This window comes from Litchfieldella xinjiangensis (assembly GCF_000759345.1).
In the GTDB taxonomy this organism is placed as follows: Bacteria; Pseudomonadota; Gammaproteobacteria; order Pseudomonadales; family Halomonadaceae; genus Litchfieldella_A; species Litchfieldella_A xinjiangensis.
Genome location: NZ_JPZL01000004.1, coordinates 119566 through 145738, shown reverse-complemented (window position 1 = coordinate 145738; position 26173 = coordinate 119566). Strand labels below are relative to the sequence as shown.

24 protein-coding genes are annotated in these 26173 nt (G+C 54.9%); 15 read left to right on the top strand and 9 right to left on the bottom strand.

What is annotated here, in order from left to right; translation table 11 throughout:
• Positions 1-480: 480 nt before the first annotated feature.
• Positions 481-1503, bottom strand: coding sequence for a LacI family DNA-binding transcriptional regulator (locus tag JH15_RS15445; RefSeq protein ID WP_043531988.1), 1023 nt, complete (start codon positions 1501-1503; stop codon positions 481-483).
• A 123-nt stretch (positions 1504-1626) separates the two neighbouring features.
• Between JH15_RS15445 and JH15_RS15440 the strand changes: the two genes are divergently transcribed.
• The 7 genes from JH15_RS15440 to JH15_RS15410 all read left to right on the top strand — a co-directional run bounded on the left by JH15_RS15440 (position 1627) and on the right by JH15_RS15410 (position 9057).
• Positions 1627-2640, top strand: a complete 1014-nt coding sequence (locus JH15_RS15440; RefSeq protein ID WP_043531986.1) for a TRAP transporter substrate-binding protein — start codon at positions 1627-1629, stop codon at positions 2638-2640.
• Positions 2641-2667: 27 nt separating this feature from the next.
• On the top strand, positions 2668-3168 hold the full coding sequence (locus JH15_RS15435; RefSeq protein ID WP_043531984.1) for a TRAP transporter small permease: 501 nt from the start codon (positions 2668-2670) through the stop codon (positions 3166-3168).
• Entirely contained in the window at positions 3165-4442 is a 1278-nt protein-coding gene (locus tag JH15_RS15430) for a TRAP transporter large permease (RefSeq protein ID WP_043531981.1), read from the top strand. Before JH15_RS15435 ends, JH15_RS15430 begins: the two co-directional genes overlap by 4 nt.
• A gap of 7 nt (positions 4443-4449) precedes the next feature.
• Positions 4450-4989, top strand: coding sequence for a VOC family protein (locus tag JH15_RS15425; RefSeq protein ID WP_043531979.1), 540 nt, complete (start codon positions 4450-4452; stop codon positions 4987-4989).
• Positions 4990-4992: 3 nt separating this feature from the next.
• Positions 4993-6249: a RuBisCO large subunit C-terminal-like domain-containing protein gene (locus JH15_RS15420; RefSeq protein ID WP_043531977.1), complete on the top strand. Its 1257-nt coding sequence runs from the start codon at positions 4993-4995 to the stop codon at positions 6247-6249.
• A 1-nt stretch (position 6250) separates the two neighbouring features.
• Positions 6251-7492, top strand: coding sequence for a four-carbon acid sugar kinase family protein (locus tag JH15_RS15415; RefSeq protein ID WP_052384168.1), 1242 nt, complete (start codon positions 6251-6253; stop codon positions 7490-7492).
• A gap of 911 nt (positions 7493-8403) precedes the next feature.
• The gene (locus JH15_RS15410; protein ID WP_043531974.1) at positions 8404-9057 is read left to right on the top strand and encodes a GntR family transcriptional regulator; all 654 of its coding nucleotides are present in this window, start codon (positions 8404-8406) and stop codon (positions 9055-9057) included.
• Between the two features lie 88 nt (positions 9058-9145).
• Here the strand turns inward: JH15_RS15410 and JH15_RS15405 are convergent, their stop codons facing one another.
• The 5 genes from JH15_RS15405 to JH15_RS15385 form a co-directional block, all read right to left on the bottom strand.
• On the bottom strand, positions 9146-10063 hold the full coding sequence (locus JH15_RS15405; RefSeq protein ID WP_043531972.1) for an amidohydrolase family protein: 918 nt from the start codon (positions 10061-10063) through the stop codon (positions 9146-9148).
• Entirely contained in the window at positions 10060-10956 is an 897-nt protein-coding gene (locus JH15_RS15400) for an NAD(P)-dependent oxidoreductase (RefSeq protein ID WP_043531971.1), read from the bottom strand. Before JH15_RS15400 ends, JH15_RS15405 begins: the two co-directional genes overlap by 4 nt.
• 47 nt (positions 10957-11003) lie before the next feature.
• Positions 11004-12278 (bottom strand): TRAP transporter large permease, encoded by a 1275-nt coding sequence (locus tag JH15_RS15395; RefSeq protein WP_043531970.1) that lies wholly within the window; start codon positions 12276-12278, stop codon positions 11004-11006.
• A gap of 10 nt (positions 12279-12288) precedes the next feature.
• Positions 12289-12756 (bottom strand): TRAP transporter small permease, encoded by a 468-nt coding sequence (locus JH15_RS15390; protein ID WP_043531968.1) that lies wholly within the window; start codon positions 12754-12756, stop codon positions 12289-12291.
• A 61-nt stretch (positions 12757-12817) separates the two neighbouring features.
• Entirely contained in the window at positions 12818-13807 is a 990-nt protein-coding gene (locus JH15_RS15385) for a TRAP transporter substrate-binding protein (RefSeq protein ID WP_052384167.1), read from the bottom strand.
• A gap of 579 nt (positions 13808-14386) precedes the next feature.
• Between JH15_RS15385 and JH15_RS15380 the strand changes: the two genes are divergently transcribed.
• Positions 14387-15838 (top strand): NAD-dependent succinate-semialdehyde dehydrogenase, encoded by a 1452-nt coding sequence (locus tag JH15_RS15380; RefSeq protein WP_043531966.1) that lies wholly within the window; start codon positions 14387-14389, stop codon positions 15836-15838.
• A gap of 34 nt (positions 15839-15872) precedes the next feature.
• On the top strand, positions 15873-16763 hold the full coding sequence (locus JH15_RS15375; protein ID WP_043531964.1) for an NAD(P)-dependent oxidoreductase: 891 nt from the start codon (positions 15873-15875) through the stop codon (positions 16761-16763).
• Positions 16764-16785: 22 nt separating this feature from the next.
• On the opposite strand, the gene JH15_RS15370 is transcribed toward JH15_RS15375, so the two are convergent.
• Positions 16786-17730 carry a LysR family transcriptional regulator gene (locus JH15_RS15370; RefSeq protein WP_043531962.1) on the bottom strand — a complete coding sequence of 315 codons (945 nt, stop codon included), beginning with the start codon at positions 17728-17730 and terminating at the stop codon, positions 16786-16788.
• Positions 17731-17890: 160 nt separating this feature from the next.
• Between JH15_RS15370 and JH15_RS15365 the strand changes: the two genes are divergently transcribed.
• The 6 genes from JH15_RS15365 (at position 17891) to JH15_RS15340 (ending at position 25080) form a co-directional block, all read left to right on the top strand.
• Positions 17891-19195 carry an L-fuconate dehydratase gene (locus JH15_RS15365; protein WP_043531960.1) on the top strand — a complete coding sequence of 435 codons (1305 nt, stop codon included), beginning with the start codon at positions 17891-17893 and terminating at the stop codon, positions 19193-19195.
• A 26-nt stretch (positions 19196-19221) separates the two neighbouring features.
• A complete protein-coding gene (locus JH15_RS15360) occupies positions 19222-20229 on the top strand; it encodes a 4-hydroxythreonine-4-phosphate dehydrogenase PdxA (RefSeq protein ID WP_043532542.1) in 1008 nt (335 codons plus the stop codon).
• Between the two features lie 228 nt (positions 20230-20457).
• Positions 20458-21429, top strand: a complete 972-nt coding sequence (locus JH15_RS15355; RefSeq protein ID WP_043531959.1) for a Bug family tripartite tricarboxylate transporter substrate binding protein — start codon at positions 20458-20460, stop codon at positions 21427-21429.
• 128 nt (positions 21430-21557) lie between these two features.
• Positions 21558-22028, top strand: coding sequence for a tripartite tricarboxylate transporter TctB family protein (locus JH15_RS15350; protein WP_043531958.1), 471 nt, complete (start codon positions 21558-21560; stop codon positions 22026-22028).
• 13 nt (positions 22029-22041) lie between these two features.
• Positions 22042-23550: a tripartite tricarboxylate transporter permease gene (locus JH15_RS15345; RefSeq protein ID WP_043531955.1), complete on the top strand. Its 1509-nt coding sequence runs from the start codon at positions 22042-22044 to the stop codon at positions 23548-23550.
• Between the two features lie 84 nt (positions 23551-23634).
• Positions 23635-25080 carry an FAD-binding oxidoreductase gene (locus JH15_RS15340; RefSeq protein ID WP_156105341.1) on the top strand — a complete coding sequence of 482 codons (1446 nt, stop codon included), beginning with the start codon at positions 23635-23637 and terminating at the stop codon, positions 25078-25080.
• Positions 25081-25158: 78 nt separating this feature from the next.
• Here the strand turns inward: JH15_RS15340 and JH15_RS15335 are convergent, their stop codons facing one another.
• Together JH15_RS15335 and JH15_RS15330 are read right to left on the bottom strand one after the other, a co-directional pair.
• Positions 25159-25362 carry a hypothetical protein gene (locus JH15_RS15335; RefSeq protein WP_043531950.1) on the bottom strand — a complete coding sequence of 68 codons (204 nt, stop codon included), beginning with the start codon at positions 25360-25362 and terminating at the stop codon, positions 25159-25161.
• A gap of 151 nt (positions 25363-25513) precedes the next feature.
• Positions 25514-26041: a gamma carbonic anhydrase family protein gene (locus JH15_RS15330; RefSeq protein WP_043531948.1), complete on the bottom strand. Its 528-nt coding sequence runs from the start codon at positions 26039-26041 to the stop codon at positions 25514-25516.
• Positions 26042-26173 lie beyond the last annotated feature (132 nt).

Below are 26173 nucleotides of genomic sequence, written 5' to 3'. Positions count from 1 at the left end.
GATCAGGGCCTGACGGTAATCATTAGGGCCGTGTCGTTGCCAGGCATAAAAATCGCTCCGGCTGACCCGCACGACTTGACATAACACGGCCACGAGATAGGTGGCCTTCGCCGATTCGATAAACTGTATCTTAGCTCGATTCTCGGTGCATAAGGCCCAATGTAACAGTTCGAGCCATTGACAAGTATTGGCTGACTAGCCTCATGGTGGCAGGGTCCCCCTAGGACTTGGCGCTCAGTCTGTGGTTTCGGCAACCCTTAAAGGGCGTTGAGAGCTGAATTGCCCCAAGTCTGTGAGCTGTCAGAACGCTTTGATATCTCAACCGACTCGTTCAAGAAGCCAACCAGGAATGTCGCGTACATGCCTGATCCTGAAAGCCTGGCAGATGAACTAATCCCCCATCGTTGGATGGCGCCTACGAGAATGTTCGACAAGGGCGCCTTGGAACGTCATCTCAAAATGCGCTGCCAAAAAATTTCGTCACTCTTGGGGCAAGTTCTCAGCTAGATAGAGTTCCATGGCGATGGGGCGAGTCTCCTTGTCCATCGCGGCATTCACTGAAGCTTCGAAGAGCCGGTCTGGGTCTTGGGTGATGACTGCGTCCATGGTCCCGTCGGCCAGCATGGCCCGGGTATCCGAGGTGAGTCCATGACCGATGAAGGTGATGTCTTGAGCACGTCCGCTTTCTCGTAGCGCCCGTCCTATCCCATCGGAAGAACCACCGACATTGTAGATTCCGATGATGTCGGGGTGACCTTCGAGTAACTTTTTGGTGTGTTGATAGTTCTCCGTGCGATCGTCGTGGCCTTCACGTGTTGCACTCACTGTGATGTTGGGGAACCTCTCTTCAATGAGCCCGAGGAAACCGACTTCCCGTTCTAGGTGCGCCCTATAGATGCGGCTCGCGGCGATAAGGGCAACCTGTCCGGGACCATGGCCTGAAAACCTGCCAATGAGCATCGCTGCGGTGCGCCCGGCGGCAAAGTTGTCGATCCCCACATAAGCGTGCCGCCGAGACGAGGAGATATCGGAGATGAGGGTAATCGCCTTCTTCCCGGCAGTGACGAGTTCATCGATAGCCACCCTCACCGTAGGATGGTCAATGGCCATGAATATGACGCCATCCGCTCCTTTACCAAACTTGCGAATGGAGTGGGCCAGTTCGTCAGGATCGAAGCCATCAATGAAGAAGCTTTTTACCCGTGCGTTGAGGTGGTTGCGTTCGACGAAAGCACGCGCCCGCTGATTGACCAATGCCAGGTAGGGGTTGGTGCCGCGGGGCAGGAGAAGCGCTAACTTGATCGGCTCGGGGCCGCGTAATGCTTCAACCTGGCTCGCATCGATATAACCCAGCGCGAGCGCAGCATCCAGGACCTGCCGCAAGGTGCTCTCTCGCACGGGTGAGCGGCGATTGAGCACACGATCCACTGTGGCCGTGGATGTTCCGGCCCGTCGCGCGACGTCGGAGACGGTAGGCAGGGTCCGCCGTCGTTCAGAAGCCATCAAAAAACATCATGATTATTTTCTGTACCTTCATGGTTCATCCTCTTAAGCTCCCAGAAGTAGGGTTTTGATAGGAGTTTGTACCACTTTCCATCAAAACACATCATAAAAGAGGAGATAACAATGATGAACGCTCCCGGTAAAAAAGCTACGCTACGCCGCTCTCTCACCGGTCTCGCACTGGCTGTTAGCCTGGTCGGAGGGGCACATGCTCAGGACATCACGCTGCGCTATGGGCATATGAATGCCCCCAACTCGATCGCTGGTTTGCAGGCTGAGTGGCTTGCCGAAGCCATTGAGAAGAATTCTGAAGGCCAAATAGGCGTGCAGGTATTCCCCTCATCCCAGCTCGGCAAGCTTCAGGAACTGGCCGAAGGTGTTTCTACGGGCTCGATTGCACTCTCCCACAACACCGCTGGAGCGATTGGCTCGCTTCACCCGCCGTTTGCTGCCTTCGATACCCCATACCTCTACCGTGATGTAGACCACCTCATGGCTGTCGTGGACACCTCCTCCCCGGTCATGCAGAGGCTCAATGAGGAGTTGATCGATGCGGCTGGTGTTCGGATCCTGTACGGCTTCTACTTCGGCTCGCGAAACCTGACTGCAGATCGGGAGGTGAAGCACCCCGATGATTTGGATGGGGTCAAGATCCGTTCCATCCCGTTCCCAATTTATATGGCCGCGGTTGAAGGCCTCGGCGCTGTGCCGGTGCCCGTCGACTGGTCAGAAGTACCTACAGCTCTGGCTACTGGTGTCGTGGCGGGGCAGGAGAATCCGGTCAACGTGGCAGTGGCTCATAAGCTGTACGAAGTGCAGAGTCATATGATGGAAACCGGCCACATCATCGCTGCCGAAATGGTGATGATTAACGAAGGAACCTGGCAGGGTCTTTCTGACGAGCATAAAGACGCACTGCGTCAGGCCGCCGATGAGGTGCGCGAAAGGGCGACCAAGTATGTGCTTGAGTCGGAACGCGAAGATACGGATAAGCTGCGCGAAATGGGGATGACCATCATCGGCCCTGATGAAGGATTGGATGTCGACGCTTTTCGTTTCTCCGTCGAAGACCGTGTGATGGAAGGATTCGCCGATCAGTACGGTGAGTTCTACTCCGAAGTGGAAGCGGTCGAGTAATCCAGTCGGGGTCGAGGAGACGTCATTATGCCCAACACTAGTCGACTTGCATCGGGGCACGCGGCACTGAGCGCTTTAGCGCGAGGTGGGCTGTGGCTCTCGGTATTGCTCTTGATAGCCATTGCGCTGTTGGTGGCCGGTCAGGTGGTGATGCGTAATGTCTTTTCTATCGGTCTTCACTGGGCGGATGAACTGGCGCGGTGGTTTGGCATCGCGCTCGTCTACCTCACCATTCCTTACCTGCTCAACCAAGGTACACATATTGCGGTCGAGTTACTTCCCAGCAGGCTGAGAGGGCGCTGGCGCACCGCTGCGTTAGCGCTCTCGGAATTAGCGGTGGCAATCTTCGCTGGCCTCAGCTTGGTTGCCTTTTTCAAATTTCTTGAACGTGCTGCACGCTTTAAAACACCGGCCTTGGAATTGCCCAATCTGATCTTCTACATGCCGGCCATCATCGGTATTGCGCTGCTCGGCCTCATCGCTATCACACGATTATTTTCTCTACTAAGGGGGACAGAGCCATCATGACGCTTACCCTCCTGTGTCTTTTCGCTGTCGGGCTCATCCTTGGCTTCCCGATTGCCGTCTGCCTGGGATTATCCTCGGCAATCACGATTCTTGTGCATGACTTGCCTTTTACCGTGGTGGCACAGCGCAGCGTGAATGCGCTCGATTCCACGCCGCTTCTGGCAGTGCCGCTGTTCATATTTGCTGCGGCCCTGCTGAGCGCTACGGGTGTGACTAACCATCTATTCGAACTGACACGCATGATCGTCGGGCGTCTCCGAGGCGGGGTCGCGCAAGTAAACGTGTTGGTCAGTCTCATTTTCTCGGGAATGTCCGGCGCCGCGCTGGCGGATATCGGCGCGTTGGGTGGAATACAGATCAAGATGATGGTAGAGCAGGGCTACCTTAAGCGCTTCGCTGCCGGTACCACGATCGCGGCCGCCACCATCGGGCCGATCTTTCCTCCCTCGATCCCCCTGATCATCTTTGCCAGTGCTGCCGAGGTGTCCGCCGTTCGAGCGCTGTTGGCAGGCGTCCTGCCGGCGCTGATCGTGACCGCTGCACTCATGGTGCAGATCGCCATCATGGCGCGTATGGGCAATCTTCCGCGTGATAGCCATCGGCCTACGCTACCGGAATTCAGCCGCAAGTTAACCATCTCACTCCCTGCGCTCCTCGCGCCGGTACTAATGATTCTCGGGCTTTTAAGTGGCGTGTTAGGCCCCACAGAGGTAGCAGGCGCGATCGTGGTGTATTCGCTCATCATCGGCATCGTTTTCTATCGGACCCTGACGACGCAGAGCTTTTTTACTGCCGCCAGAGAGAGTGTCGAGGCCAGCGCCAATATTTTATTCATTGTGGGTACTGCCGCGCTCTTTGCTTGGGTATTGACCATTGGAGGCGTACCCGCGATGGCCGGGCAATGGCTTCTGGGCGTCTCGACGGACCCCTTGATGCTTTTGTTGATTCTTAATGTGCTACTGCTGATGGCAGGAATGTTCCTTGAATCGATCGCTGCCATCCTGATTATTGCGCCTATCGTCGCGCCAACCTTGCTCATGGCTGGGGTCCCGGCCGAGCAGCTGGGGGTCGTGTTTGTCCTGAACCTGATGATTGGCCTCCTGACTCCCCCCATTGGCATGAGCCTTTATATGGTCTCCATCATCACGCGTATGGAGTTCGGTGAGGTAGTCCGAGGTGTGTTGCCGTTTTATGTACCGCTTTTCGTGGCGCTCATTGTGGTGACCCTATTCCCGGGGCTTTCCACATGGTTGCCGAACCTAATCATGCAATGAGGTAGTCATGAGCAGATTTCTAGGAGAGATCCGTCAGCTGGGTTATGTCGTGCCTGATATTGAGGAAGCGATGGAGCATTGGTCCGAAGTGATGGGCGTCGGCCCATTCTTCTACAACCCGCGTGTACCTATCGAGGGCTACCATTACAACGGCGAACCGTTTGTGGTTGAAAATTCCGTGGCTCTGGCCAATTCCGGCTTCATCCAGGTTGAGCTGATCCAGACCCGTAATGATGCGCCGTCCATGTATCGCGACTTTATGCAGGCCGGGAATATGGGGCTTCAGCATGTGGCGTACTGGACGAAAACATTTGATGCCGACTTGGCGAGAATGCTGGAACTGGGCTTCCGAGTCCAAATGGAAGGAAACGTTGGCGCGAATGGACGTTTCGTCTACTTCGATCGAGAAGCCCATCCTGGGACAGTGATTGAGCTATCCGAGGTGGTGGGTCCCAAGGGTCGCATGTTCGAGATGATTCGTGAGGCGAGCATCGGCTGGGATGGGCGTGACCCTGTACGTCCTTTCCCCTCACTGACGGGAGAATAAGCCGTGATCATCGCACGCTACCTGCTTGAATCGCCCCTGGATCCAGAGAAGGTCGCTGCGATGATGGCTGGCGAGCAAAGCGCTGGCACCTTCGTGCGGGTTCCCGGCGAAACCAATGCGCTGCGTGAGCAGCACGGTGCTCGGGTACGCAGCGTGACGGTGGTCGAGGAACGTGACCGGCCGACACTGGCCAGCGCTTACCTGGAGCGCAAGGGAGTGCAAGGCCCGTGGCGCCTGGCTCAGGTCGAGATTGCGTATCCCGAGGAAAATGTAGGGGCTAACCTCCCCACGCTCGCCACGGTGGTCGCCGGGAATCTTTTCGACTTGGGCGAGGTCACCGCACTTCGGTTGCTCAGTGTCGAGTTACGTCCCGAGTATCGGGCGCGCTTCTCCCATCCTGCCCTGGGTGTTGTGGGGACACGCCGCGTTACTGATGTATTCGACCGGCCGCTTTTCGGCACGATTATCAAGCCAAATATCGGGATGAAACCGGACGAAATCGCGCAGTTGGTGAAAACACTGTGTGAGGCCGGGGCGGATTTTATCAAAGACGATGAGATCGTGGCGAACCCAAGTTGCGCGCCGTTGAGCGAACGGGTGAGCGCTGTCATGCGAGTGGTGCGTAACCATCGTGAACGGACGGGGAAGGAGGTGATGGTCGCCTTCAACATCACCGATGAATTGGATGCGATGCGCCGGCATGCCGACCATGTCCTCGCCCAAGGTGGTAGTTGCGTCATGGCGTCCCTTAATTGGTGCGGCCTTTCAGCGATGCAATCGCTACGTCAGCATACCCCGCTCTGTATTCATGGGCATCGCAACGGTTCCGGTGCATTTGGACGCCATCCCGATCATGGCATCGCCTTCTCTGCCTGGCAGACGCTCTACCGTCTCACGGGCGCTGACCATTTACATGTTCATGGGATGGGCGGCAAGTTCGCTGACGCCTCTGGCGAAGTAACTGAGGCGGCACGCCACTGTCTGTCTCCCTTGGGCGCTGAAGACGATCGCGTCATGCCGGTATTCTCCTCTGGACAGTGGGCAGGAACGCTGGGCCAGACCTACGACGCTATCGAGAGGAGTAATCATTTCTTGTTCCTGGCCGGGGGAGGCATTCTTGCTCACCCGGATGGCCCCAGAGCAGGAGTGGATAGTTTGCACGCGGCTTGGACGTCGGTGATATCAGGCGAGGATCTAATGCAACGCGCCGCTCATTCACCAGCGCTCGCCAATGCAATGAAAACTTTCGGGAGCTACTGAGGTGGCTGCTTTGGAAAAATATATTTTCATTGCCGACGATTTCACTGGGGCAACGGATACATTGGCCACGCTGGCCCGTGCAGGGCTTGTGGTTCGTCTGTTTCTGCATGTTCCCAGCCTCGACGAGGTCGTGGATCTTGATGCCTTTGGTATCGCCACTGAAGCCCGAGCGCTAGGAAACGACGAAATAGCCGAGCTAATGACAGGGATCGGTCAGCAGCTCGTGCCGCATCAGCCCGAATTCATTCATTACAAGACCTGCTCCACTTTTGATAGCGCACCGGGCACGGGTAATTTCGCGCTTGCCATGCAACATTTGAGCCGTGCCGTCGGTATTCGGAGACAAGCCATTATTGGAGGGCAGCCAAGCCTGGGCCGGTATTGCGCTTTTGGCCATCTCTTTGCGCGCGCAGCGGATGGGCCGGTATATCGCATTGATAGGCATCCCGTCATGAAGGACCACCCAGTGACGCCAATGACTGAAAGCGATCTCGCACGGCATTTCATGTCGCTGGGAGGGGAGCCGCCCACGCTCGTCGATTACGTTGCGCTGAAACAACCAGGCGATGAGGGCCAGCATAGCCTGTCAGGCGTGACGCTGTTTGACGCCATCGACCAACAGAATGTTTCGCGAGTAGGGGATCTTCTACGAACGAATAGTCCCATCCTCTGTGCAGGTCCCAGTAGCGTGGCCGAAGCGGTAGCTGGCACGGGGGAGCATCGTAAATCACAGTCCATGCTGCCAAACGGCCCTGTGCTGGCTTTTGTTGGCAGCCGCTCCTCTGTCAGCGCCGAGCAGGTTCGGCAGGCGCAAGAATTTGAAGTTTTCCCACTTACTCCCACCCAGATCACAGCAGACGATGATCTAGACGACATCATCAAAGCACCTATCATGGCACTACAGGCCGGTAAGAACGTACTCTTATATATCGATGCCAGCTCTTCCACAGGCACGCCACGTGAGCTGGCACAGAAATCGGCGGCGCTGATAAGCACGATTGTTTCGAATTCACGGGTTGGGGCGCTTATCATCGCCGGCGGCGATACCTCAAGCGCCATCAGCCGAGCGCTTCAGCCGCACTGTATCGCCTACTTGGGTGATATCGACCGGGGCGTGTCTTTATGCAGGGCAGAATTCGAAAACAAAAAAGACCTTCCGATTGTGCTGAAAGGTGGCCAGGTAGGGCGGCCTCAGCTTTTTGATCATCTTGCGTTAAATATTTTTCGAAAAAAAACTTGTTAAGTTATTAATGAAAAGTGGTCAGAAAATGTTGATCACGTCTTGATTTTGTAGAGTTAAAAATCACGCGGCAATGATAAAATGATCGTTTTTTAGTATAAAGTACGCCCATCAAGATGAGTTTTGTTGGCTCAGGTGGTGGGTGCGAAATTCATGATAATAGTACCGGTTTCTGGCTAATGGCTGTTTAGAATACCCGGGGCGATTCAGTCCCACCTGGATAGAGAGGTTCGCCCCATAGCGACCAGCTTGGGTGAACTGCTCGGACGGGATAACCAGCTCGTAGACTAGCTCTAAGGTGTCTTCGCCCGATACAGCCCGGTCATGTGTAACAAGGGTATCAGCTTGATTGGTCACACGGCTCGAGCCAGGATGCAGTTGAAAAGCCAAGGCTCCGCTTCCCGGCGCTGGCTTAAGCTCCCCTGAATATACGACGCCGATGAAGGCATCGCAGTCTTCGGCTCGTTGATCAAACGCTGGGCCACGATCTCCATTCTGAATTTAATGGCCGTATAGCTAAAGTGATTATAATCTTGAACAATTAATGTTCAGCCGTCGACCTGCGTGAGGCGAAGCCTGCAGGCCTGTGATGTGGCGATGCCGCTCAAGAGGCAACCGCTACCCGAGCCGGGAAGCGTTTGTATCCAGCGGGCAGGGAATGGCGGAGCCGGATGACTCCTCTCTATCATGCAGATGTGAACTTTAATCGGATCGGCGTCGGTGTGATTTTTCGAAATGACCTCCTAGTAATTTATCCCATCTGCATCCTTATGCACATGATAATGAGAAATGTTACCGTGACTAGGATTGACTGAAACCTGAGCTGAATTCATAATTATGCATTGCTATGCTTTCGACTAAACCGTTGCTTATGTTTATCAACGTTAGCCTTATCGGAATTTGGGTGTTTTCTTATGGACAAAATTAGGCAGAATACCTTGCATGGCGAGGTTGCCGAGCGGATTCGTAATATGATTGCCCAAGGAACCCTGGCTCCTGGCAGCCGTGTTCCAGAGAAAGCATTATGTGAACAGTTCGGGGTTTCACGAACTCCACTGAGAGAGGCTCTCAAGGTTCTGGCTCATGAAGGCTTTGTTGAGCTCTTGCCGAATCGTGGCGCACGGGTAGCCAAGCTAACTAAAGCCACACTCAAGAATACTTTTGAGGTAATGCAAAGCCTCGAGGCTCTAGCTGGCGAGCTGGCTGGACAACGAATCACTGAAGCAGAGCTGACTAACATTGAGGCACTTCATTACCAGATGCTGTCTCATTATAAAAGTGGCAATATGCCGGAGTATCTGTTAGCGAATCAGCAGATCCATGAGGCCATTGTGGTTGCCTCACAGAACGACGTTCTCATCGATGTCTACAAGAACCTCAACCATCGCGTGAGACGGGTGCGTTTCACTGCCGAGCTTAGCAACGATTATTGGTCGCAAGCGGTTAGTGAACATGAGTCTATGGTCGAGGCGCTACGTGCCCGCGACGGCGCTACCCTCGGTGGGGTTCTCCGCCGTCATCTACGGAACAAGGTGGAGATGTCGGCATTGGAGGAAATGGCCGAGTAAATCAAGACCTTGCCGGTCGCGTCGCGATCGGCAAGGTGCGCAACGACAGGTAGTAAGCCCCATACGCCTTTTGATTTCTGCCATGGGCTCAGCCGGCTGTCGGTAGGTCAATGCGGTAGAAATCTCGGGCATTATCGTGAAATAGCTTCAGCCTTTCCGCCTCGCTGAAAGACTCAGTGATGGTCATGAAACCATCGAAGATGGTAGCGAAGGAACCAACCAGGCTATCGACAGGGAAATTGCTGGCAAACATGCAGCGTTCCACGCCGAAACAGTCGATCGTCTCAAGCACGACGCGTCGATTCTGTTCTACCGTCCAGGAGGAATCGGGAACGCCGATGCCGGATATCTTCACCGCTACATTAGGTTGCTGGGCCACTACCGTCATGGCTTGTCGCCATCCTCGCAATCCCTCCTCGCTACGGTCAGCGGGTAGTCCTGTGTGGTTTATGATTATCTGGATGTCCGGATGGCTCGCGGCGAGGTCAGCCGCTTCGTGAAAGTGCCACCATGGGCTCTGCAGGTCAAAAGAGAGGTCATGATCGGCCAGCCGAGCGAAGCCGCGTCGCCAGTTCGGGTCACTCATAGATCCTGGGACGCCGGTCTTCACCTCGTTGGGCGATGGCGCGGCGCGAGGCTTATGGCGAATGCCGCGCACCCGTGGATAGGTGCTGTGCTCTGCTAGCACATCCGCGACATCCGGCTGGTCGAGGCGTGCCTGGGCCACCATCACGCTGGGCAGTCCCTCTCGTTCGGCTAGCTCATGGACCCAGCGGGTCTCCTGCACAGGCGTTGCGGGGTCCCACTCCGTCTCGATGAAGACCGACCCGACCACTCGATAACTCCCCGTATCGCGGCGGTAATCTTCGGGTAAGTAGTTGCGACGAATGGCGTGGTAATCGCCATAACGAAACGGAATCATCGGCTCGTCACAGAGCCATGGCAGGTAGTTGCGCTCCAGGTCCCAGAAGTGCTGGTGTGCGTCGATGATGGGCAGCGACGTCATGAGGAGCGCTCCGGGCTAGCACCCTCCAGAAGCGACACGACGGCGGCGCCATCCAGCTCTCCCTTTCCCTGGGTGACCAGCATGCTGTAGAGCGAGTTGGCGGTACCCGCCATGGGCATGGACACGTTCAAGGCGTTAGCGGCATCCTGCAACATATGCAGGTCCTTGAGAATCTGGCGGGCGTAGCCACGCGGTTCGAAGTCATGCTCGACCATGCGAGGTAGAAGGTCATTGAGCAGATTGCTGCCAGCATAGCCTGAAGAGAGGGCGGCGGGGATCTTGCTGACATCGATACCGAAACGGTTACCTAGGTTACACGCTTCGGCGATTACACAGTAGTTGGAGAGTACCAGTGCCTGATTGATCAGCTTGGTGGCTTGCCCGGCCCCGACATCGCCCATCCGGGTAAATTGCCCAAGGGTCGCCATCAGCGGTTGGATCGCGTCAATGGTGGCCTGGTCACCACCGGCCATGATGGCCAGGCGTCCCTCGGCTGCGGCGCCGGGACCACCGGATACTGGCGCGTCGACAAATTGTATACCGCTTCGCTCCAGCAAAGTCTGTGCTATGCGCTTGGTGGTCTCGAGTTCTGTCGTGGAGTGGTCGATCACGATCTTGCCCTGGCCTTGGTTGACCTCGGCGATACCACCCTCACCAAGGACAACCGCCTCTACCGCAGTCGTGGAAATTACGCATACTTGGATTATATCGGCACGCTCGGCGACCTTGGCTGGCGACTCGGCAATGTCTATTCCGTTGGCCTTGGCGGCCTGGCAACAGGCATCATCAATGTCGTAGCCGATAACCGAATAGCCACTCTCGACGAGGCGCGAGGTGAAGCCTGCCCCCATCTTGCCGAGGCCGATGAAACCGATAATTGGCTTGTTTGTCATTTCACTACTCCTTCTTGCAAAGATAGCCATGGTTGAAGCTACGCGATTTAGCGCAGGAAGCCTGGCAGCCATAGCACTAGATCTGTTGCGAACGTAATGATGCCCAGAGTGAACAGCAGGGGGATGTAAAAAGGCATCAGCGCTTTCAAGAGCTGACGCAATGAAACCTGGGCGATCGATGATACGAGGAACAAGGACAGGCCCATGGGTGGAGTCAGCAACCCGATCATCAGATTAAAGATCGCAACGATGCCCAGATGTACCGGGTCGACGCCCGCAAGTACCATGGGGGGCGCTACGATAGGCACGATCAACAGGGTCGCAGTGGTCGAATCAAGGAAGATGCCGGCGACAAAAAATATCAGGTTCGCGATGAGCAGCAGCATAAGTGGATCTTGGGATATCTGCAGTATGAATGCAGCAAACTGCTGGGGAATCTGCTCGACGGACAAGATCCAGCCAAACATCGAGGCTGCGGCCACGATGATCAGGATCGCGCTTGTCGTCTTCAACGTGGCCATCATCGAGCTTATCAAATGTGACCAAGTCAGCTCCCTATAGAAAAGTGAGCTGACCAGCAACACATAGGCAGCGGTAACAGCCGCGGCTTCCGTCGGGGTAAACAGGCCCAACAGCATGCCCGAGATCATTAACCCGGGGGCTAGAAGCGCCGGCAGGGCGGGTAAGAACGACTGATACAGTTCCCTGATCGTGGGTAGTCTCGGAGCGCGAGGCATGTCATGTTTTATGGCCAGAATGGCTGCGGTGATCATGAGCAGTGCCGTGCAGATCAGGGCCGGAACGATCCCGGCCAGAAGCAGCTGCACGATAGAGACGCTCGTGACGGACCCATAGACTATCAACGGAATGCTGGGGGGAAATATCGGCCCCACGACGGCCGATGAAGCCGTGACCGCCGCGGAGAAAGGAGCCCCGTAACCCCGCTTCTTCATGGCTTCGATTTCTATCTTGCCCAGCCCTCCCACATCGGCAAGTGATGCACCTGACATGCCCGAGAATATCAGGCTCGAGAAGATGTTTACCTGTGCCAGTCCCCCTGGGGCCCTACCAACCAGTGTATTGGCGAAATGGAAAATTCTCTCGGTGATACCGGACTGGTTCATTAAGTTCCCGACAAATATGAAGATGGGCACGGCAACCAATGGAAAACTATCGAGAGAATAGGTGATGCGCTGACCGAGAAGCCCCACCGGAAACCCTTCGATGAGAACATAGAGCACGGAAGGGATGAGGATGGCATAAACGACAGGGAATCCGAGCAAGAAAAATACTATAAAAAAAGCCAGTATCATGTAGCCCATTATTTTTTTCCTATGTGCCAATGCTGTGTTTAGGGCGAGGAGACTTTAATCCCTGACGATAATGCATGAAGGCTGCTCCGACGAAGCCTAGGAAAGTGGTGCTGAAGAATATCCAGTAGGGAATTTTCAGTACGGGGGTCGCCTTGTTTAGGTTTGCCTGCACCGTGATGAATGCAGCATAAGCAATGAACAAGCATGCAATGATGGATAGCAGGGCAATAATCTTGTAGAGCGGTGTCTTCAATTTTTTCGGCAACGCTTCGCGTAGCTCGGCCATCTCGATGTTTTCACCACTCGATATGGCTAGAGGGTAAGAGGAGAAGACTAAGCAAATGAGTAAGAAACGAGTGAGTTCTCCCGCTCCAGGAATGGAAAAGCCGAATACTGAACGAGTGATAACCTGCATGAAAGGAATGAGTATCATACCTGCCAGCAAGGCTAGGCAGAAAACTTCTAAAAGTCTTTTTCCGGTGCTCATGCTTGCAACCCTATGTAGTAGGTAGTGGCAGCAAGGGCCGCTGGCCCTTGCTGCCAAACTATTACTTTATTTCCGAGATTTGTTCGATATAGGGTTCGAAGTTGGGGTAGTCTTCATTGATTTGTGCAAGGACCTGTTCACGGAAGGCGTCCAGATCGAGGCCGTTCTCCTCGGTAATGAAGGTCATGCCCTTTTCAGTCAGCTCGTCGACAAGCTTTTCCTCGCGCTCTTGTGCCCATTGGAGGGATTCCTGGGCTTTCTCCTCGAGTATCCGTGTGATGGTTTCCTGATGGCCTTCATCCAGGGACTGCCATGTGTCCTCATTGATGAAAACGGCCAGTATGGAGTGCATATGCCCGGTCATTGAAACATGGGACTGCACTTCATAAAGACTATTGGACATGAGCATGGTCAGAGGATTCTCCTGTCCCACCACAAGTCCGGTCATCAATGAGGTCGGAAGTTCAGAGACTTCCACGGGCGTCGGGTCGGCACCGAATCCGTTGACCATGGAAATCCATATGTCGAGCGGCACAGCGCGGAAGGGCTTGCCCTCCAGATCGGCGGGGGAGTGAACAGGGAAATTGGCGGTAATGTGACGTGCCCCGCGGTACATCCGGCCGATGATACGTAAGTCACCTTCTTCGATCAGCTTCTCATTCATCTCACTGACGACAGGTGACTGGGGGTCCGTGGCTTTTAGCGCATGCTCCGCGTCACGATAAATGAAAGGGGCATTAAATACGGCGATATCGGGAACGATCTGGGCCAGTGAGGCAAATTCGTGATGCGCCATAGAGATCGAGCCAAGTGACACGCCGTCAACCATTTCAGCCACCCCACCAAGCTGGCTTGCCGGGAACAGGTCGATCGTTATCTCTCCATTGGTGGCCTCCTCGATAGCAGCTGACGCTTCTGATGCATAACGTGTCTGCGAATCACCTTCCGAACCAACATGAGCATAGCGCAGTGTTTCGGCCGATACTGAAACGGTAGTGAAGCTAACTGCTAATGTGGCAATTGTCAGAGCGAGCTTTTTCTTGAGAAACATTTTGTACCTCTCTTTATTGACGTGCCGTTAAGGCTGATTTTGTTATCGTTCGTCTCTGAGCTATGTCATGCACAGAGCGTGCTACGGTCGGGCTTTCGTATTTACTTCGTCCCCTGATGATCGTCCTGGCTGGACACGAAAGCTATCGAGTACTTCCTTTTCCACTATACATTATGAACACATAATTCATTTTTTGTGTGTTGTACTTTCGTCGTGCCCCTACCACTCTGACTACCGCAGCCAATCTTGCAAGGGCAGACTGACCTGCACTTCAACCACGCTTTACCCGTATGTGAGCGCAACATGTATCACCGTTGTTGGCTTGAGGAACAGGCGGTAACGACCTGCTTCCCCTCATGGACAGAAGGGACCAAGCCTACAATCGACTAAAGTGGCATGTATAACAATGAATACATAATTCATATTAAAGCTTCTTTACCCCCCTCGGCCAATGTCCGACAGCAGGGAAAGGGTTGCCTCAGAAAGGCACAAGGACGACCAAGAGCGCGGCCAACATTGCGCCCGCGGTTGAGCAACACATGCCGAATCACCCAATAAGATTACGACTAGGGAAGTGCAATGAACCTGAATGATCCTACTCTTTTCAGGCAACACTGTTATATCGATGGATGCTGGGCGGATGCCGAGGATAAGGCCACGATTGAGGTCACCAACCCGGCCACCAACGACCGATTGGGAACCGTACCCAAGCTGAGCAAGGACGAGGTCAGCGCAGCCATCGATGCCGCAGACCGTGCGCTTCCCTTGTGGAAAGCCAAGACAGCCAAAGAGCGCGCCTCGATTCTCCGTCGCTGGTTCGACCTATGCATGGAGCATCAAGAGGATCTAGCTCAGATACTGACCCTGGAACAGGGCAAGCCGCTCCAGGAGGCACGTGGAGAAATCGCCTACGGTGCCTCTTTTATCGAATGGTTTGGCGAAGAGGCCAAGCGCGTTTATGGCGATGTCATCCCGGCCCACGCTAAAGATCGTCGCATTGTCGTTACTAAGGAACCGGTCGGCGTGGTAGCGGCCATTACCCCATGGAATTTCCCCAACGCCATGATAACCCGCAAGGCGGCCGCGGCTATGGCGGCTGGTTGCACTGTGATTGTCAAGCCCGCTTCGAGCACCCCCTACTCGGCCTTGGCGTTAGCCGAACTCGCCGAGCGGGCCGGCGTTCCGAGGGGCGTGCTGAATGTTGTGACGGGGAGCGCCAGTGTTGTGGGAGGTGAGCTGACCGCCAACCCACGCGTTCGCAAGCTCTCCTTCACCGGCTCCACCGAGGTCGGAAAGATACTACTCGGCGAGTGCGCGAAGACCGTCAAGAAGGTCTCGATGGAATTGGGTGGCAATGCACCCTTCATCATCTTCGAAGATGCTGACCTCGACCAGGCGGTGGCGGGGGTTATGGCCTCCAAGTTTCGCAATACCGGCCAGACCTGTGTCTGCGCGAACCGCATTTTTGTTCACGATAAGATCTACGACGACTTTACCGACCGGCTAGCTACTGCTGTCAGTGCACAAAAGGTGGGCAGCGGCCTTGAGGACGGTGTCTCATTAGGGCCATTGATTAACCCGGCGGCCGTCGAAAAGGTGGAGCAGCATATTGAGGATGCAATAGCCAAGGGCGCCAGCGTGTACCTGGGCGGAAAACGCCACGAGCTTCAAGGTAATTTCTTCCAGCCGACAATTCTCACAAACGTCTCCTCCGATTCAATGCTCATGCATGATGAAACATTTGGCCCGGTGGCCCCATTGTTGCGTTTCACCGACGAAGACGACGTGATCCGCCAGGCCAACGATACCACGCTGGGATTGGCCAGCTACTTCTATACCCGTGACGTGGGGCGCGTCTGGCGCGTAGCGGAAGCCCTGGAGTGCGGCATCGTGGGCATCAACGAGGGAATTATCTCAAGCGAGTTGGCGCCTTTCGGCGGGGTCAAGGAGTCCGGTATCGGTCGTGAAGGGTCAAAGTATGGCATTGATGACTATATCGAGATTAAGTATCTCTGCATGGGTGGTCTTTGAACTCCGACCGTGCAAACGACACAGGACATAGCATATGAGTAAGCAACAACGAGTCGGCATGGTCGGCGTCGGATTGATGGGGCATGGCATCGCCAGCAGTCTGCAGCGGCACGATTGGCCCCTGAACTTCTTGGAACATCCCGGAAACCAACCGGTCGATAAACTAATCGCCAAGGGTGCGACCGCTTACTCCAGCGGGGCGGAACTCGCCTCTCACTCCGACGTAATCATTCTCTGCGTAACTGGCACCCCTCAGGTCGAAGACGTCCTGTTCAGTGATGGCGGCGTCCTGGAGGGACTTCGCACAGGGATGGTCGTAATCGATTGTTCGACGGCGATACCTAGCTCCACCCTGCGGATTGCCAAGGCCGTGGAAGCGGCAGGTGGTCGTTTCCTGGATGCTCCGATGACACGGACCCCCAAGGAAGCCGCTGAGGGACGGCTCAATCTGATCGTTGGGGGGGACCGTGAACTCTTCGAAGCCCAGCTCCCTCTGCTGCAGAGTTATGCCGAAAATATCACTCATGCTGGGCCGGTGGGCTCGGGGCATAAACTGAAGCTACTGCATAACTTCGTCTCGATCGGCTTTTCCACGGTGCTGGCGGAAGCAGCAGCGTGTGCCGAACAAGGCGGTATCGAGGCCGAAGTACTGATCGACGTATTGGCCCAAGGCGGTGGCGCAGGGACTGTCCTGGAGCGCTTGCGACCCTACATTCTTTCACGGGACGACAGTGGCTTTCGCTTCAGCATCGCAAATGCGCACAAGGACCTGGGCTATTATCTGGCTATGGCTAAAGATACTAACGCGACACAGAACGCCGCCGCGGGAATTTACCAAGTTCTGGAAGACGCCGAGTCTTCGGGGCATGCCCATGCGACAGTCCCGGAGCTCGTAAGCATTCTGACAAACAACGCGCAAAAGTAAGATCCGATAACGCTAGGCAGCGTCAGTGGACGAACGCCAACTGGACTTGCTGCCTCAGCTCATCAATCAATTCGGCTGCCGCTGGAGAATGAGGTTCATGCTTGCGGGTGATGATGCCGTAATAATCCAGGGGCTTACCGACGGTGATCGGTAGCGTGACGTACTGGCCGCTGGCCAGCGGCCTGCGCAATACCGAGCGCGGGAGTATGGCGAGCATATCGGAGGCCAGCAGCAATTGCAGAATGGACTGTGTTGAGGTTGTTTCAACCGTGTTCGCAGGAGATGAAATCCCGGCTTCAGCAAGGGCCTCCTCGAAAACCCCTCGCATGGGACTGGTTAAGGGATGAAGAATCCATGGCCAGCTGCTCAGCCCATCGAGTGTCACAGCATTGGCGTCCGATAGTGGATGATCCCGGCGCGCAACAACGCGCAATGGCTCCTCGAGAAGTGGCTCGAAGTTGAAAAGGTTGTGTTGGCTGACATGCGTCAAGCGGCCAATGACCAAGTCAAGACGTTTATACTCAAGCGCTAAGAGCAGGCGATCGCTGCTCTGCTCATCGATACTTACCGAGAGCCTCGGCCGCCGTTGCTTAAGCGTCGCGATGGCAGCAGGCAGAATCTCGGGAGCCGCCGCGGGAATCGCACCGATCATCAGATGACCGTACCCACCTTCGCGTAAAATTTTTACATCGTCCACAAGCCGCTGGGCCTCGTTCAACAGGCGTTCCGCATGCCTCACCACGGCCTTTCCAAGGTCGGTCGTAACCATGGCTCGGGGCTGACGTTCGAAGATCGAGAAGCCGAAATAGCTTTCCAGGTCACGCAGCATCTTGCTCGCCGCTGGCTGACTGAGATTCATCTGCCTGGCGGCCGCATGCATGTTTCGGCTCTGCTCCAGGGTCACCAGCAACTGCAAATGCTTGAAACGCAGCCAGCTGTTAAGGCTGGCAGAGGTCAAGTTTTCCATGGGGTCTCCCTGCCAACGCAATCATCCGAAACGATCTCATATCGATGTAAAAGTATGATAACCACAGGTGATCGGTAAGCGACAAATTTTGATTGGAAGGTTATTGCTTGAGAGGGCTAGGCTAGAACTTACCAGACCAACAATATAAGGACTATTGCCGATGACCATCATTACTCATCTGGAGGTTCAGGACATCCGTTTCCCTACCTCCAGGTCTCTGGATGGCTCCGATGCGATGAATGCTGCTCCGGACTACTCGGCGACCTACGTCACTCTGCACACCGACTCCGGTGATGAACTCGTGGGGCACGGGCTCACCTTCACAATCGGTCGTGGAAATGAGATTTGCGTTAAGGCGGTAGAATCGCTCGCTTACCTGGTCGAGGGTCAAAGTCTCGAGGAGATCACCGCCGACATGGGAATCTTCTGGCGTCACCTGACCAGCGGCGACAGTCAACTACGCTGGACCGGCCCCGAGAAGGGTGCCATTCATCTGGCCACCGCCGCCATCGTCAACGCTATCTGGGACCTCTGGGCCAAATCGGAACAGAAACCGGTATGGAAGCTGCTCGTCGATATGTCACCCGAGCAACTCGTCAATTGCCTCGACTTCCGCTTCGTCAGTGATGCCCTGACACCCCAAGAGGCATTAGCCATACTCCGGCGCAACGCCACCGGGAAGGCCACCCGAGAGCGAGAAATGCGTGAGCATGGCTATCCCGCCTATACCACTTCGGCCGGCTGGCTCGGCTACTCCGATGACAAGGTCCGCCGCCTCGCACGCGAAGCCTTGGCGGAGGGCTGGACTCACTTCAAGCAGAAAGTGGGCGGCGATCTCACTGAGGATTGCCGACGTGCTCAGATTCTCAGAGAAGAGATCGGCTGGGAACATCCGCTGATGATGGACGCTAATCAGATGTGGGATGTTGACGAAGCGATAGCCAACATGCGCCGTCTGGCGGAATTCGACCCCATGTGGATCGAGGAGCCCACCAGCCCCGACGACATCTTGGGCCATGCCGCGATCCGACAACGCCTCGGGTCGATCGGCGTCGCCACCGGCGAGCATTGCCATAACCGGGTCATGTTCAAGCAATTGCTTCAAGCCGAGGCCATCGATTACTGCCAGGTTGATTCTGCCCGTCTGGGGGGGCTCAACGAGGTCATCGTGGTGCTTTTGATGGCCGCCAAGTTCGGTGTACCTGTCTGCCCACATGCCGGTGGCGTCGGTCTCTGCGAGTACGTCCAGCATATTTCGATGTTCGACTATATCGCCGTCTCGGGATCGCTCGAAGGACGTATCCTCGAATACGTTGATCATCTGCACGAGCATTTCGAAAATCCGGTCGTGATTCGCAATGGTCGCTACCAGGTACCCATGGCACCTGGCTACAGCATCACCATGCACCCAGCGTCGCTGGCCCGCCATGTCTATCCCGACGGTCAAGCCTGGCAGGAACAATGAACCCCACTATCGAGGAGATTCGCAACATGTCCCAAGCACAGCCCTGTATTGCCTTGACGCTCGGCGACCCGGCCGGCATTGGGCCGGAACTGGTGGCCAAACTGCTGGAGCAACGCGATGTAGTGGGCAAGGCCAACATCGTGGTCGTGGGTGACCGCTGGGTATGGGAAGAGGGCCAACGAGTGGCCGGCATTCACCACGAAATTCCTGAAATCTCAAGCCTTGCAGAGGCGCGCGATCAGACAGGCCCGGTGCTCCTGCCGACATCGACCATCAAGCCGGAGGATGTGGAATATGCCCGAATCAATGGTCTTTGTGGCACCTCGGTGCTGGAGGTTCTGAAGCTGTGCATGGATGGCGCTAGTGCTGGACAGGTCGATGCGATCTGCTTCGCCCCACTCAACAAGCTATCTATGAAACAGGGTGGACTGAAGCACGAGGACGAGCTCCACTTCTTTGTCGACCACTTAAAGGTCGAGACCCCCGTCTGCGAATTTAACACCCTGGGCAACCTTTGGACCTCACGCATCTCCTCACACATTCCGCTTGCTGAGGCGGCGTCCCACGTGACGTCTGAGCGCATTCTCAGCGCCACCCAGTTAATTCATGATGCCTTGATTGCCGCCGGCATTGAGCAGCCACGTATAGGGGTGGCGGCACTTAATCCTCACGCTGGCGAGGGAGGAACCTGCGGCCGCGAAGAGATCGACATTATTGCACCGGCGATCGACGCATGCCGAGACGCCGGTTACGCAGCCCAGGGCCCTTTCCCCGCCGACACCATCTTTCGGCGCGCTCGGGATGGAGAATTCGATGGTGTCGTGACCATGTATCACGACCAAGGGCAAATCGCCTTGAAGCTGATGGGGTTCGAGCGCGGGGTCACCGTACAAGGCGGGCTACCTATCCCCATCACAACCCCGGCCCATGGCACCGCCTTCGATATCGCGGGGAAGGGAAGGGCGAACGTCGAGGCCATGCGACACGCCTTCGATATCGCCTGTCGCATGGGTCGGCATCATGCTTCTCGTTAGGAAGTCAAAGCCCTAACAGTGTTGTTGAGACTAAAGTTCTCGTTGATAAAATGAATTATGTGTTCAGAATTACACGAATCATGGCTTCGAAGCCTGCCCTACAAGGCTTTCGGCTTGGCGGTTTTGGCAGGAGTGAGCTGCAAGAGTCTGTGTAGACAGTGCTGACCATGCCCGTCGCAGCCATGGATTTGTGCATGCCGCGTAACAATTACAAATCGGAGTGAGAAAATGACTAATATGAAATGGGTAGGAAAAACAGCATTGTCAGGTGCGCTTTGCTTGGCCGCTTTCAGTGGCAGCGCAAGCGCGTGGGAACCAGAGCGAAACGTCGAATTCATTGTGCCGTATAGCGCCGGCGGAGGCAGCGATATCAATGCGCGCATGCTGGTGGAAGCGATCCGTCAGAATGACTTGGTCGACCAGACGATCTTGGTCAACAACCGACCGGGTGGGTCGGGAGCAGTTGGTAACAGTTTTACTTTTAACAAGAGTGGGGATGCCCATACCATCATGACTTTCAATGGGGGTCAGATGATGAGCATGGTGACGAACGATGCCGATGTTCAGCTGGAAGACTTGACCCCTCTCGGTACGCTGGCACTTGATACGCTACTCTTGGGTGTCGCTGCAGATAGCGATATTGAAAATATCGATGAGTTAGTAGAGCAAGCAAAACAGGATCCGGGTAGCATCACTATTGGTGGTGCCGGGCGAGGAGGGGAGGACCATCTTGCCTTCGCCATGCTCAATTCCAGTTTGGGGGCCGATTTTCAATACGTTCCCTTCGGTGGCACCGGTGAAGTGACTTCAGCCTTGCTGGGTGGTCATATCGATGCGGCAGTATTTAAGCTGGGTTCACGCATGGATCCGACACAGGTTAGAAGTCTTGCTGCCCTTGCGGAAGAGCGCCTGGAGGCCCCCTACGATGACGTGCCAACCTTCGCGGAGCTTGGTTACGAAGATATTCAACTCATGATTTTCCGCGGTTATGCCGGTCCTCCCGATATGCCTGCGGAAGCCGTAGCGTTCTGGGAAGATGTACTGGAAAAGGTCTCGGAAAGTGAGCAATGGACCAGTGGTTACATTGAGCAAAACAACCTCATTGGCACTTTCATGGACGCAGAGGAAAGTGCTGAATTTTATAGTAATGAGAAGGAACGGTATACCGAGAAATTCAAGGAGGTCGGCATCATAGAGTGAACTCTTGGGCGGCGTTCTGGTGCAGTTAAGCCAAGTCGCCGCCCTGCTTCTATTGTGTTCGCTACAAGCGTAAGTCTGATAAGCCTAGTATGTACAACGAGGCTTTCATTGTGAAGGGAGAGACAAGAATGAGCATTGAAAAGTCTCCTGGTAGAGAGGGCCTGTCTTGGCTGCCGGCTCTAGTCACCATTGGTATTGTGCTAATGGGGGCTTCATGGGCGGTGCTCGGGTACTTCAAGTACGGGCTATGGGTTAATAATGGTCCTGGAGCAGGCTTTTTCCCGGTTGTAGCAGGACTTGGTGCGGCCGTTCTCGGAATTTACGAGTTCTTATTTTCTCCCGTAAAAGCCAAGGCTGTGGGAACCAAAAGCCTTTGGCCAGCAGTTGCGATGGCCATAACAGTAGCCAGTATCCCCTTAGTCGGCATGGTGCTGGCTATGGCATTGTTTATTGTGCTGTGGATTCTAGTCATCGAGCGAAAAACTTGGCATAAGGCTGTCCTGACCGGCGCAGGTGCTGGAACGGGAATTTACCTCGTGTTTGCCCTTTGGCTGAAGGTTCCATTCCCTCAGGGCTTTTTCCTTGAGTTGATGCGATAAAGGGAAGTCTTCTATGGATATCCTGCAGTCTTTGCTGTTGGGGTTTGCCACCTCTCTGACAGTGCCTAATCTCTTTGCTGCGCTTATCGGGGCAAGTTTGGGTATCATGATCGGCGCGATACCCGGACTTGGTTCAGTAACCGGTGTTGCCTTGCTGCTACCGCTGACATTTCAGATGGACCCTATCACAGGCATCATCATGCTTGGGGCGCTGTATTATGGTTGCATGTATGGAGGATCCTACAGTGCCATCATGCTCAATATACCAGGTGATGCACCTGCGGTTGTAACAGCCCTTGATGGTTACCCGCTTTCTAAGAAAGGCGAGGCCGGAAAGGCGTTGTTTACTGCCAATATCTCATCTTTCATCGGCGGCACCATCGGCATTGTGATGCTCACCTTCATGGGAGCAGCCCTTGCTAAGATTGGCTTGATGTTTGGCCCAGCAGAAGTCGCGGCACTCGTGGTCCTTGCTCTCTGCTCCATTGGCTGGCTACTCGGTGACAGTCCGAAGAAGGGTCTAATTTCGACGTTTGTAGGTATCATGCTCTCTATGGTGGGCATTGGCTTAGCTTTTGGCCAACCACGCTTTACCTTCGATTCTATGTATTTATTGAATGGGATTTCTTTCATACCCTTAGTCATCGGTATGTTCGGGTTTAGCCAAGTGTTAGAAATGATGGTCAACAGGGTAGATGCTGCAGGACTGATGAAAAAAATCGGTCTTCGGGAAAGTCTGTTGAATAGAAGCGAGGTTAGCCGGATTATTCCTGTATCGATCCGTTCTGGTGTGTTAGGTAATTTGGTGGGCATTCTCCCTGGAGCTGGCGCCACCACTGGTTCCTTCCTAGCATATGTACTGGAGAGGAAGGTAGGGCGCAAAGGTGATGAGCTTGGTTCAGGAAAAATTGAAGGCGTGGCAGCTTCGGAGGCAGGCAACAATGCCGCAGCAGCCGGCTCCTTTGCCCCTTTACTTTCCTTGGGCATTCCGGGGTCCGGCACTGCCGCCGTCCTGTTGGGAGGCTTGATGATGTGGGGCGTACAGCCGGGCCCAATGCTCTTTCAGAATAGTCCTGATTTTGTTTGGGGGCTGATTTCTTCCATGTACTTGGGCAACGTTATGGCAGTACTGGCAGCATTGGCCATAATTCCTTTCTTGGTTAAGTTGCTGAGGGTTCCTCCTGCATTCATGATTCCGGTCATCGCGGTTGTCTGCGTAGTGGGCGCCTACAGTGTCAATAACAGTATGTTTGATGTCTGGTTTATGCTGGGAGCCGGGGTAATGGCCTATTTCATGAATGTCGCCAAGTATCCAGTAGCACCCTTGCTGTTGGCTTTTGTGCTTACACCCAGACTGGAAACGAGCCTTCGTCAGGCACTGGATATTTCACGAGGGGATTTCTCGATATTTTTCAATAGTCCAATAGCTAGCACATTGTTGGGAATTACCGCATTGTTTGTCGTGTTTCCCTTTGTAAGGAAGCTGTTCCCATCTCTAAAAAGGAAGGCGATAAAAAAATAATATTAATGGTGCATGTGTTTAGGGTTGTGGCGAATAAAATTAAGTGGCTTCACCTGCTTGTTGCCCATCATTTAAGAGATGAATATGAACGATAGTACGCAAGAGATTATTAAAACCTTCACGGCAATAGTTGGAACTAGTGGGGTGTTGGTGGAGGCTTTAGATTGTGCGCGTTACTGTCGTGACTGGGCTAGACATGAGCTGGGGACGCCCTTGGCGGTGGTGCGTCCGAAAAATACCGAGGAAGTAGCCCAGATTGTTGGCTTCTGTCATGAGCGCCAATTGCGCATGGTGCCGCAAGGTGGACATACAGGACTAGTCAAAGGGGCTATGCCTGATAGTCGTTATCCTGAGGTGGTCATTAGCTTGGAGCGCATGACACGCATTCGAAACATTGATCCGCTCAACTTCAGTATGGCCGTCGATAGCGGCTGCATTCTAGAAGAGGTCAAGCGAGTGGCAGAAGAGCATGACTGCTTCTTTCCCCTCTCGCTTGGCGCACAAGGCAGTTGCCAGATCGGCGGCAACATCGCCACCAACGCCGGTGGTGTCAACGTGCTGCGCTATGGAATGATGCGCGAGTTAGTGCTTGGTTTGGAGGTGGTGCTGCCTAACGGCGAGATATGGGATTGCATGCAGGCACTGCACAAAGACAACCGGGGATACAATCTTCAGCAGCTGTTCTTGGGTAGCGAAGGAACCCTGGGGATTGTCACCGGAGCGGTACTTAAGCTGTCTCCTCGTTCGGAGCAGACGCAGACCGCCCTGTTGGCAGTTTCCTCCATCGAAGCAGCCGTACAACTATATGCCCAGGCCCGCCGTGCCTTAAGCGATCTGATGTCCGCTTTCGAATTGATCCCGCGCCAATGTCTTGAGTTGGCTTTCGAAGCTGCACCACAGTTATCTGATCCACTCGACTCCGCCTATCCCTACTATGTCCTCATGGAGCTGGGAGCTTCAGGGCTTGTGGATTTGCCCGGCATGCTCGAGACGCTACTCGAAGCGGGCATGGAGGACGGGACGGTGCTGGATGGCGTGCTAGCCGCTAATGCCGCTCAGGCAGCTCAGCTGTGGCTGTTGCGGGAAAGTATGGTGGAGGGGCAACTGCTGCGCGGTGAACACTTGCGAACTGACGTCGCGGTGCCGATATCGGCAATTGCCGCATGCGTAGAGCAGGCCTCCGCAGCTGTGACGGCATATTCGCCCGAGTCCCTAGTTATCGCCTATGGCCATATAGGTGATGGAAACTTGCATATTAACGTGCTACCGCCTAATCAGACGCCAGCAGAGGCGCTGCCGGGGCTTTTTGCGCAGCTGGAAAGCGCGATCTTCTCTGTCGTGGATAGTTTTGAAGGCAGTATTAGTGCCGAACATGGCATCGGGCGCAGTAAGCAGGCCGCCTATCTCGCTAGGCTTTCCAAAACCGAGCGGCGGCTTTTGGCCGGTATCAAGGCGGTATTCGATCCCGATGAGCTCATGGGGGCAGGGCGTATCCTGCCGCTAATTGAGGATTCATCTACCTCTTCCTGATTCTTATCGTTCTTGGCAAGGCCAGAGACGAGGACTGCAAAGACTCGTGCGCCATCGGCCTGTTCATCCGCATATTCGTTAACGCTTCACCCCGACGATGTCCGCCAGGTCCAGATGATGCAGCGAGGGCGAGGTCAAAAGCATGGCTCTATGCTTTAAGGCGTGAGCGGCGTGGTAGAAACCAGCCGCAACCCGCTGGTCCGAAAGCGCCAGGGCGACGGCACGCATCGCTAGGACGCTTCCGCCTTTCGCCTTCCGCCTGTACATCAGCATGATGTTCATGCCGATACTGGACCTTGACGGCGATAGTTAAATGGAAAACAAACCCGGGATATGTATTAGATCAAAATGATATTTCGGCCGACACGATGCCCGTCTGGTTTGTTTCGGTATCGTGTCCGCTGAGTATGACTTTTCGTAAAGGGGGCGTGGTTCAGGTGTCCAGCGGTCTGAGGTGTGCAAGGTAGCGATCCTTGCGCGCCACATAGCTCTGACTGCTCTCAGCTAACCCCACCACTTCCTCCGGTTTTAGGGCCCGCACCACTTTAGCAGGTGAGCCCAGAATGAGTGAGTTGGGTGGGAATTCTTTGTTGGCGGTGACCACCGACCCGGCGCCAATTAAGCAATTCTCGCCAATACGGGCGCCGTTGAGAATGGTCGAGTGCATGCCTACCAGGGAGCCGTCCCCGATGGTGCAACCATGCAGCATGACCAGATGCCCTACGGTGACGCCCTGGCCGATGCTCAAAGGGAAATCGGGATCGGTATGCAGTACGCAATTTTCCTGAATGTTGCTGTTGGCACCGATATGGATCGGCTCGTTGTCGCCTCGTAGCACGGCTCCCGGCCAGATGCTGACATTCTCGCTCAGTCGGACGTCACCGATGATGATGGCCTCACGCGCGATAAAAGCGCTGGCATCGTATTGGGGGGAAAGGTCTTCGAGCGCATAAATGGTCATGTCCTGGCTCCTTTTCATCCTTAGGTCGGGCTTAGGCTCTCCGGCTGTCGGCAGTCGAGTAAGCACATGATTGAAAGCCCAGCGAGTAGCATCAAAGTAAATGAATTCATAATACTAATACTGATCGATCCC

Coding starts and splice junctions, on each gene's coding strand:
- JH15_RS15385 (WP_052384167.1), bottom strand. CDS start 13,807: ATGTTTCTCAAGAAAAAGCTCGCTCTGACAATTGCCACATTAGCAGTT.
- JH15_RS15360 (WP_043532542.1), top strand. CDS start 19,222: ATGTCCCAAGCACAGCCCTGTATTGCCTTGACGCTCGGCGACCCGGCC.
- JH15_RS15425 (WP_043531979.1), top strand. CDS start 4,450: ATGAGCAGATTTCTAGGAGAGATCCGTCAGCTGGGTTATGTCGTGCCT.
- JH15_RS15365 (WP_043531960.1), top strand. CDS start 17,891: ATGACCATCATTACTCATCTGGAGGTTCAGGACATCCGTTTCCCTACC.
- JH15_RS15345 (WP_043531955.1), top strand. CDS start 22,042: ATGGATATCCTGCAGTCTTTGCTGTTGGGGTTTGCCACCTCTCTGACA.
- JH15_RS15340 (WP_156105341.1), top strand. CDS start 23,635: ATGAACGATAGTACGCAAGAGATTATTAAAACCTTCACGGCAATAGTT.
- JH15_RS15405 (WP_043531972.1), bottom strand. CDS start 10,063: ATGACGTCGCTGCCCATCATCGACGCACACCAGCACTTCTGGGACCTG.
- JH15_RS15350 (WP_043531958.1), top strand. CDS start 21,558: ATGAGCATTGAAAAGTCTCCTGGTAGAGAGGGCCTGTCTTGGCTGCCG.
- JH15_RS15355 (WP_043531959.1), top strand. CDS start 20,458: ATGACTAATATGAAATGGGTAGGAAAAACAGCATTGTCAGGTGCGCTT.
- JH15_RS15370 (WP_043531962.1), bottom strand. CDS start 17,730: ATGGAAAACTTGACCTCTGCCAGCCTTAACAGCTGGCTGCGTTTCAAG.
- JH15_RS15440 (WP_043531986.1), top strand. CDS start 1,627: ATGATGAACGCTCCCGGTAAAAAAGCTACGCTACGCCGCTCTCTCACC.
- JH15_RS15400 (WP_043531971.1), bottom strand. CDS start 10,956: ATGACAAACAAGCCAATTATCGGTTTCATCGGCCTCGGCAAGATGGGG.
- JH15_RS15330 (WP_043531948.1), bottom strand. CDS start 26,041: ATGACCATTTATGCGCTCGAAGACCTTTCCCCCCAATACGATGCCAGC.
- JH15_RS15380 (WP_043531966.1), top strand. CDS start 14,387: ATGAACCTGAATGATCCTACTCTTTTCAGGCAACACTGTTATATCGAT.
- JH15_RS15445 (WP_043531988.1), bottom strand. CDS start 1,503: ATGGCTTCTGAACGACGGCGGACCCTGCCTACCGTCTCCGACGTCGCG.
- JH15_RS15395 (WP_043531970.1), bottom strand. CDS start 12,278: ATGGGCTACATGATACTGGCTTTTTTTATAGTATTTTTCTTGCTCGGA.
- JH15_RS15430 (WP_043531981.1), top strand. CDS start 3,165: ATGACGCTTACCCTCCTGTGTCTTTTCGCTGTCGGGCTCATCCTTGGC.
- JH15_RS15335 (WP_043531950.1), bottom strand. CDS start 25,362: ATGAACATCATGCTGATGTACAGGCGGAAGGCGAAAGGCGGAAGCGTC.
- JH15_RS15435 (WP_043531984.1), top strand. CDS start 2,668: ATGCCCAACACTAGTCGACTTGCATCGGGGCACGCGGCACTGAGCGCT.
- JH15_RS15390 (WP_043531968.1), bottom strand. CDS start 12,756: ATGAGCACCGGAAAAAGACTTTTAGAAGTTTTCTGCCTAGCCTTGCTG.
- JH15_RS15375 (WP_043531964.1), top strand. CDS start 15,873: ATGAGTAAGCAACAACGAGTCGGCATGGTCGGCGTCGGATTGATGGGG.
- JH15_RS15410 (WP_043531974.1), top strand. CDS start 8,404: ATGGACAAAATTAGGCAGAATACCTTGCATGGCGAGGTTGCCGAGCGG.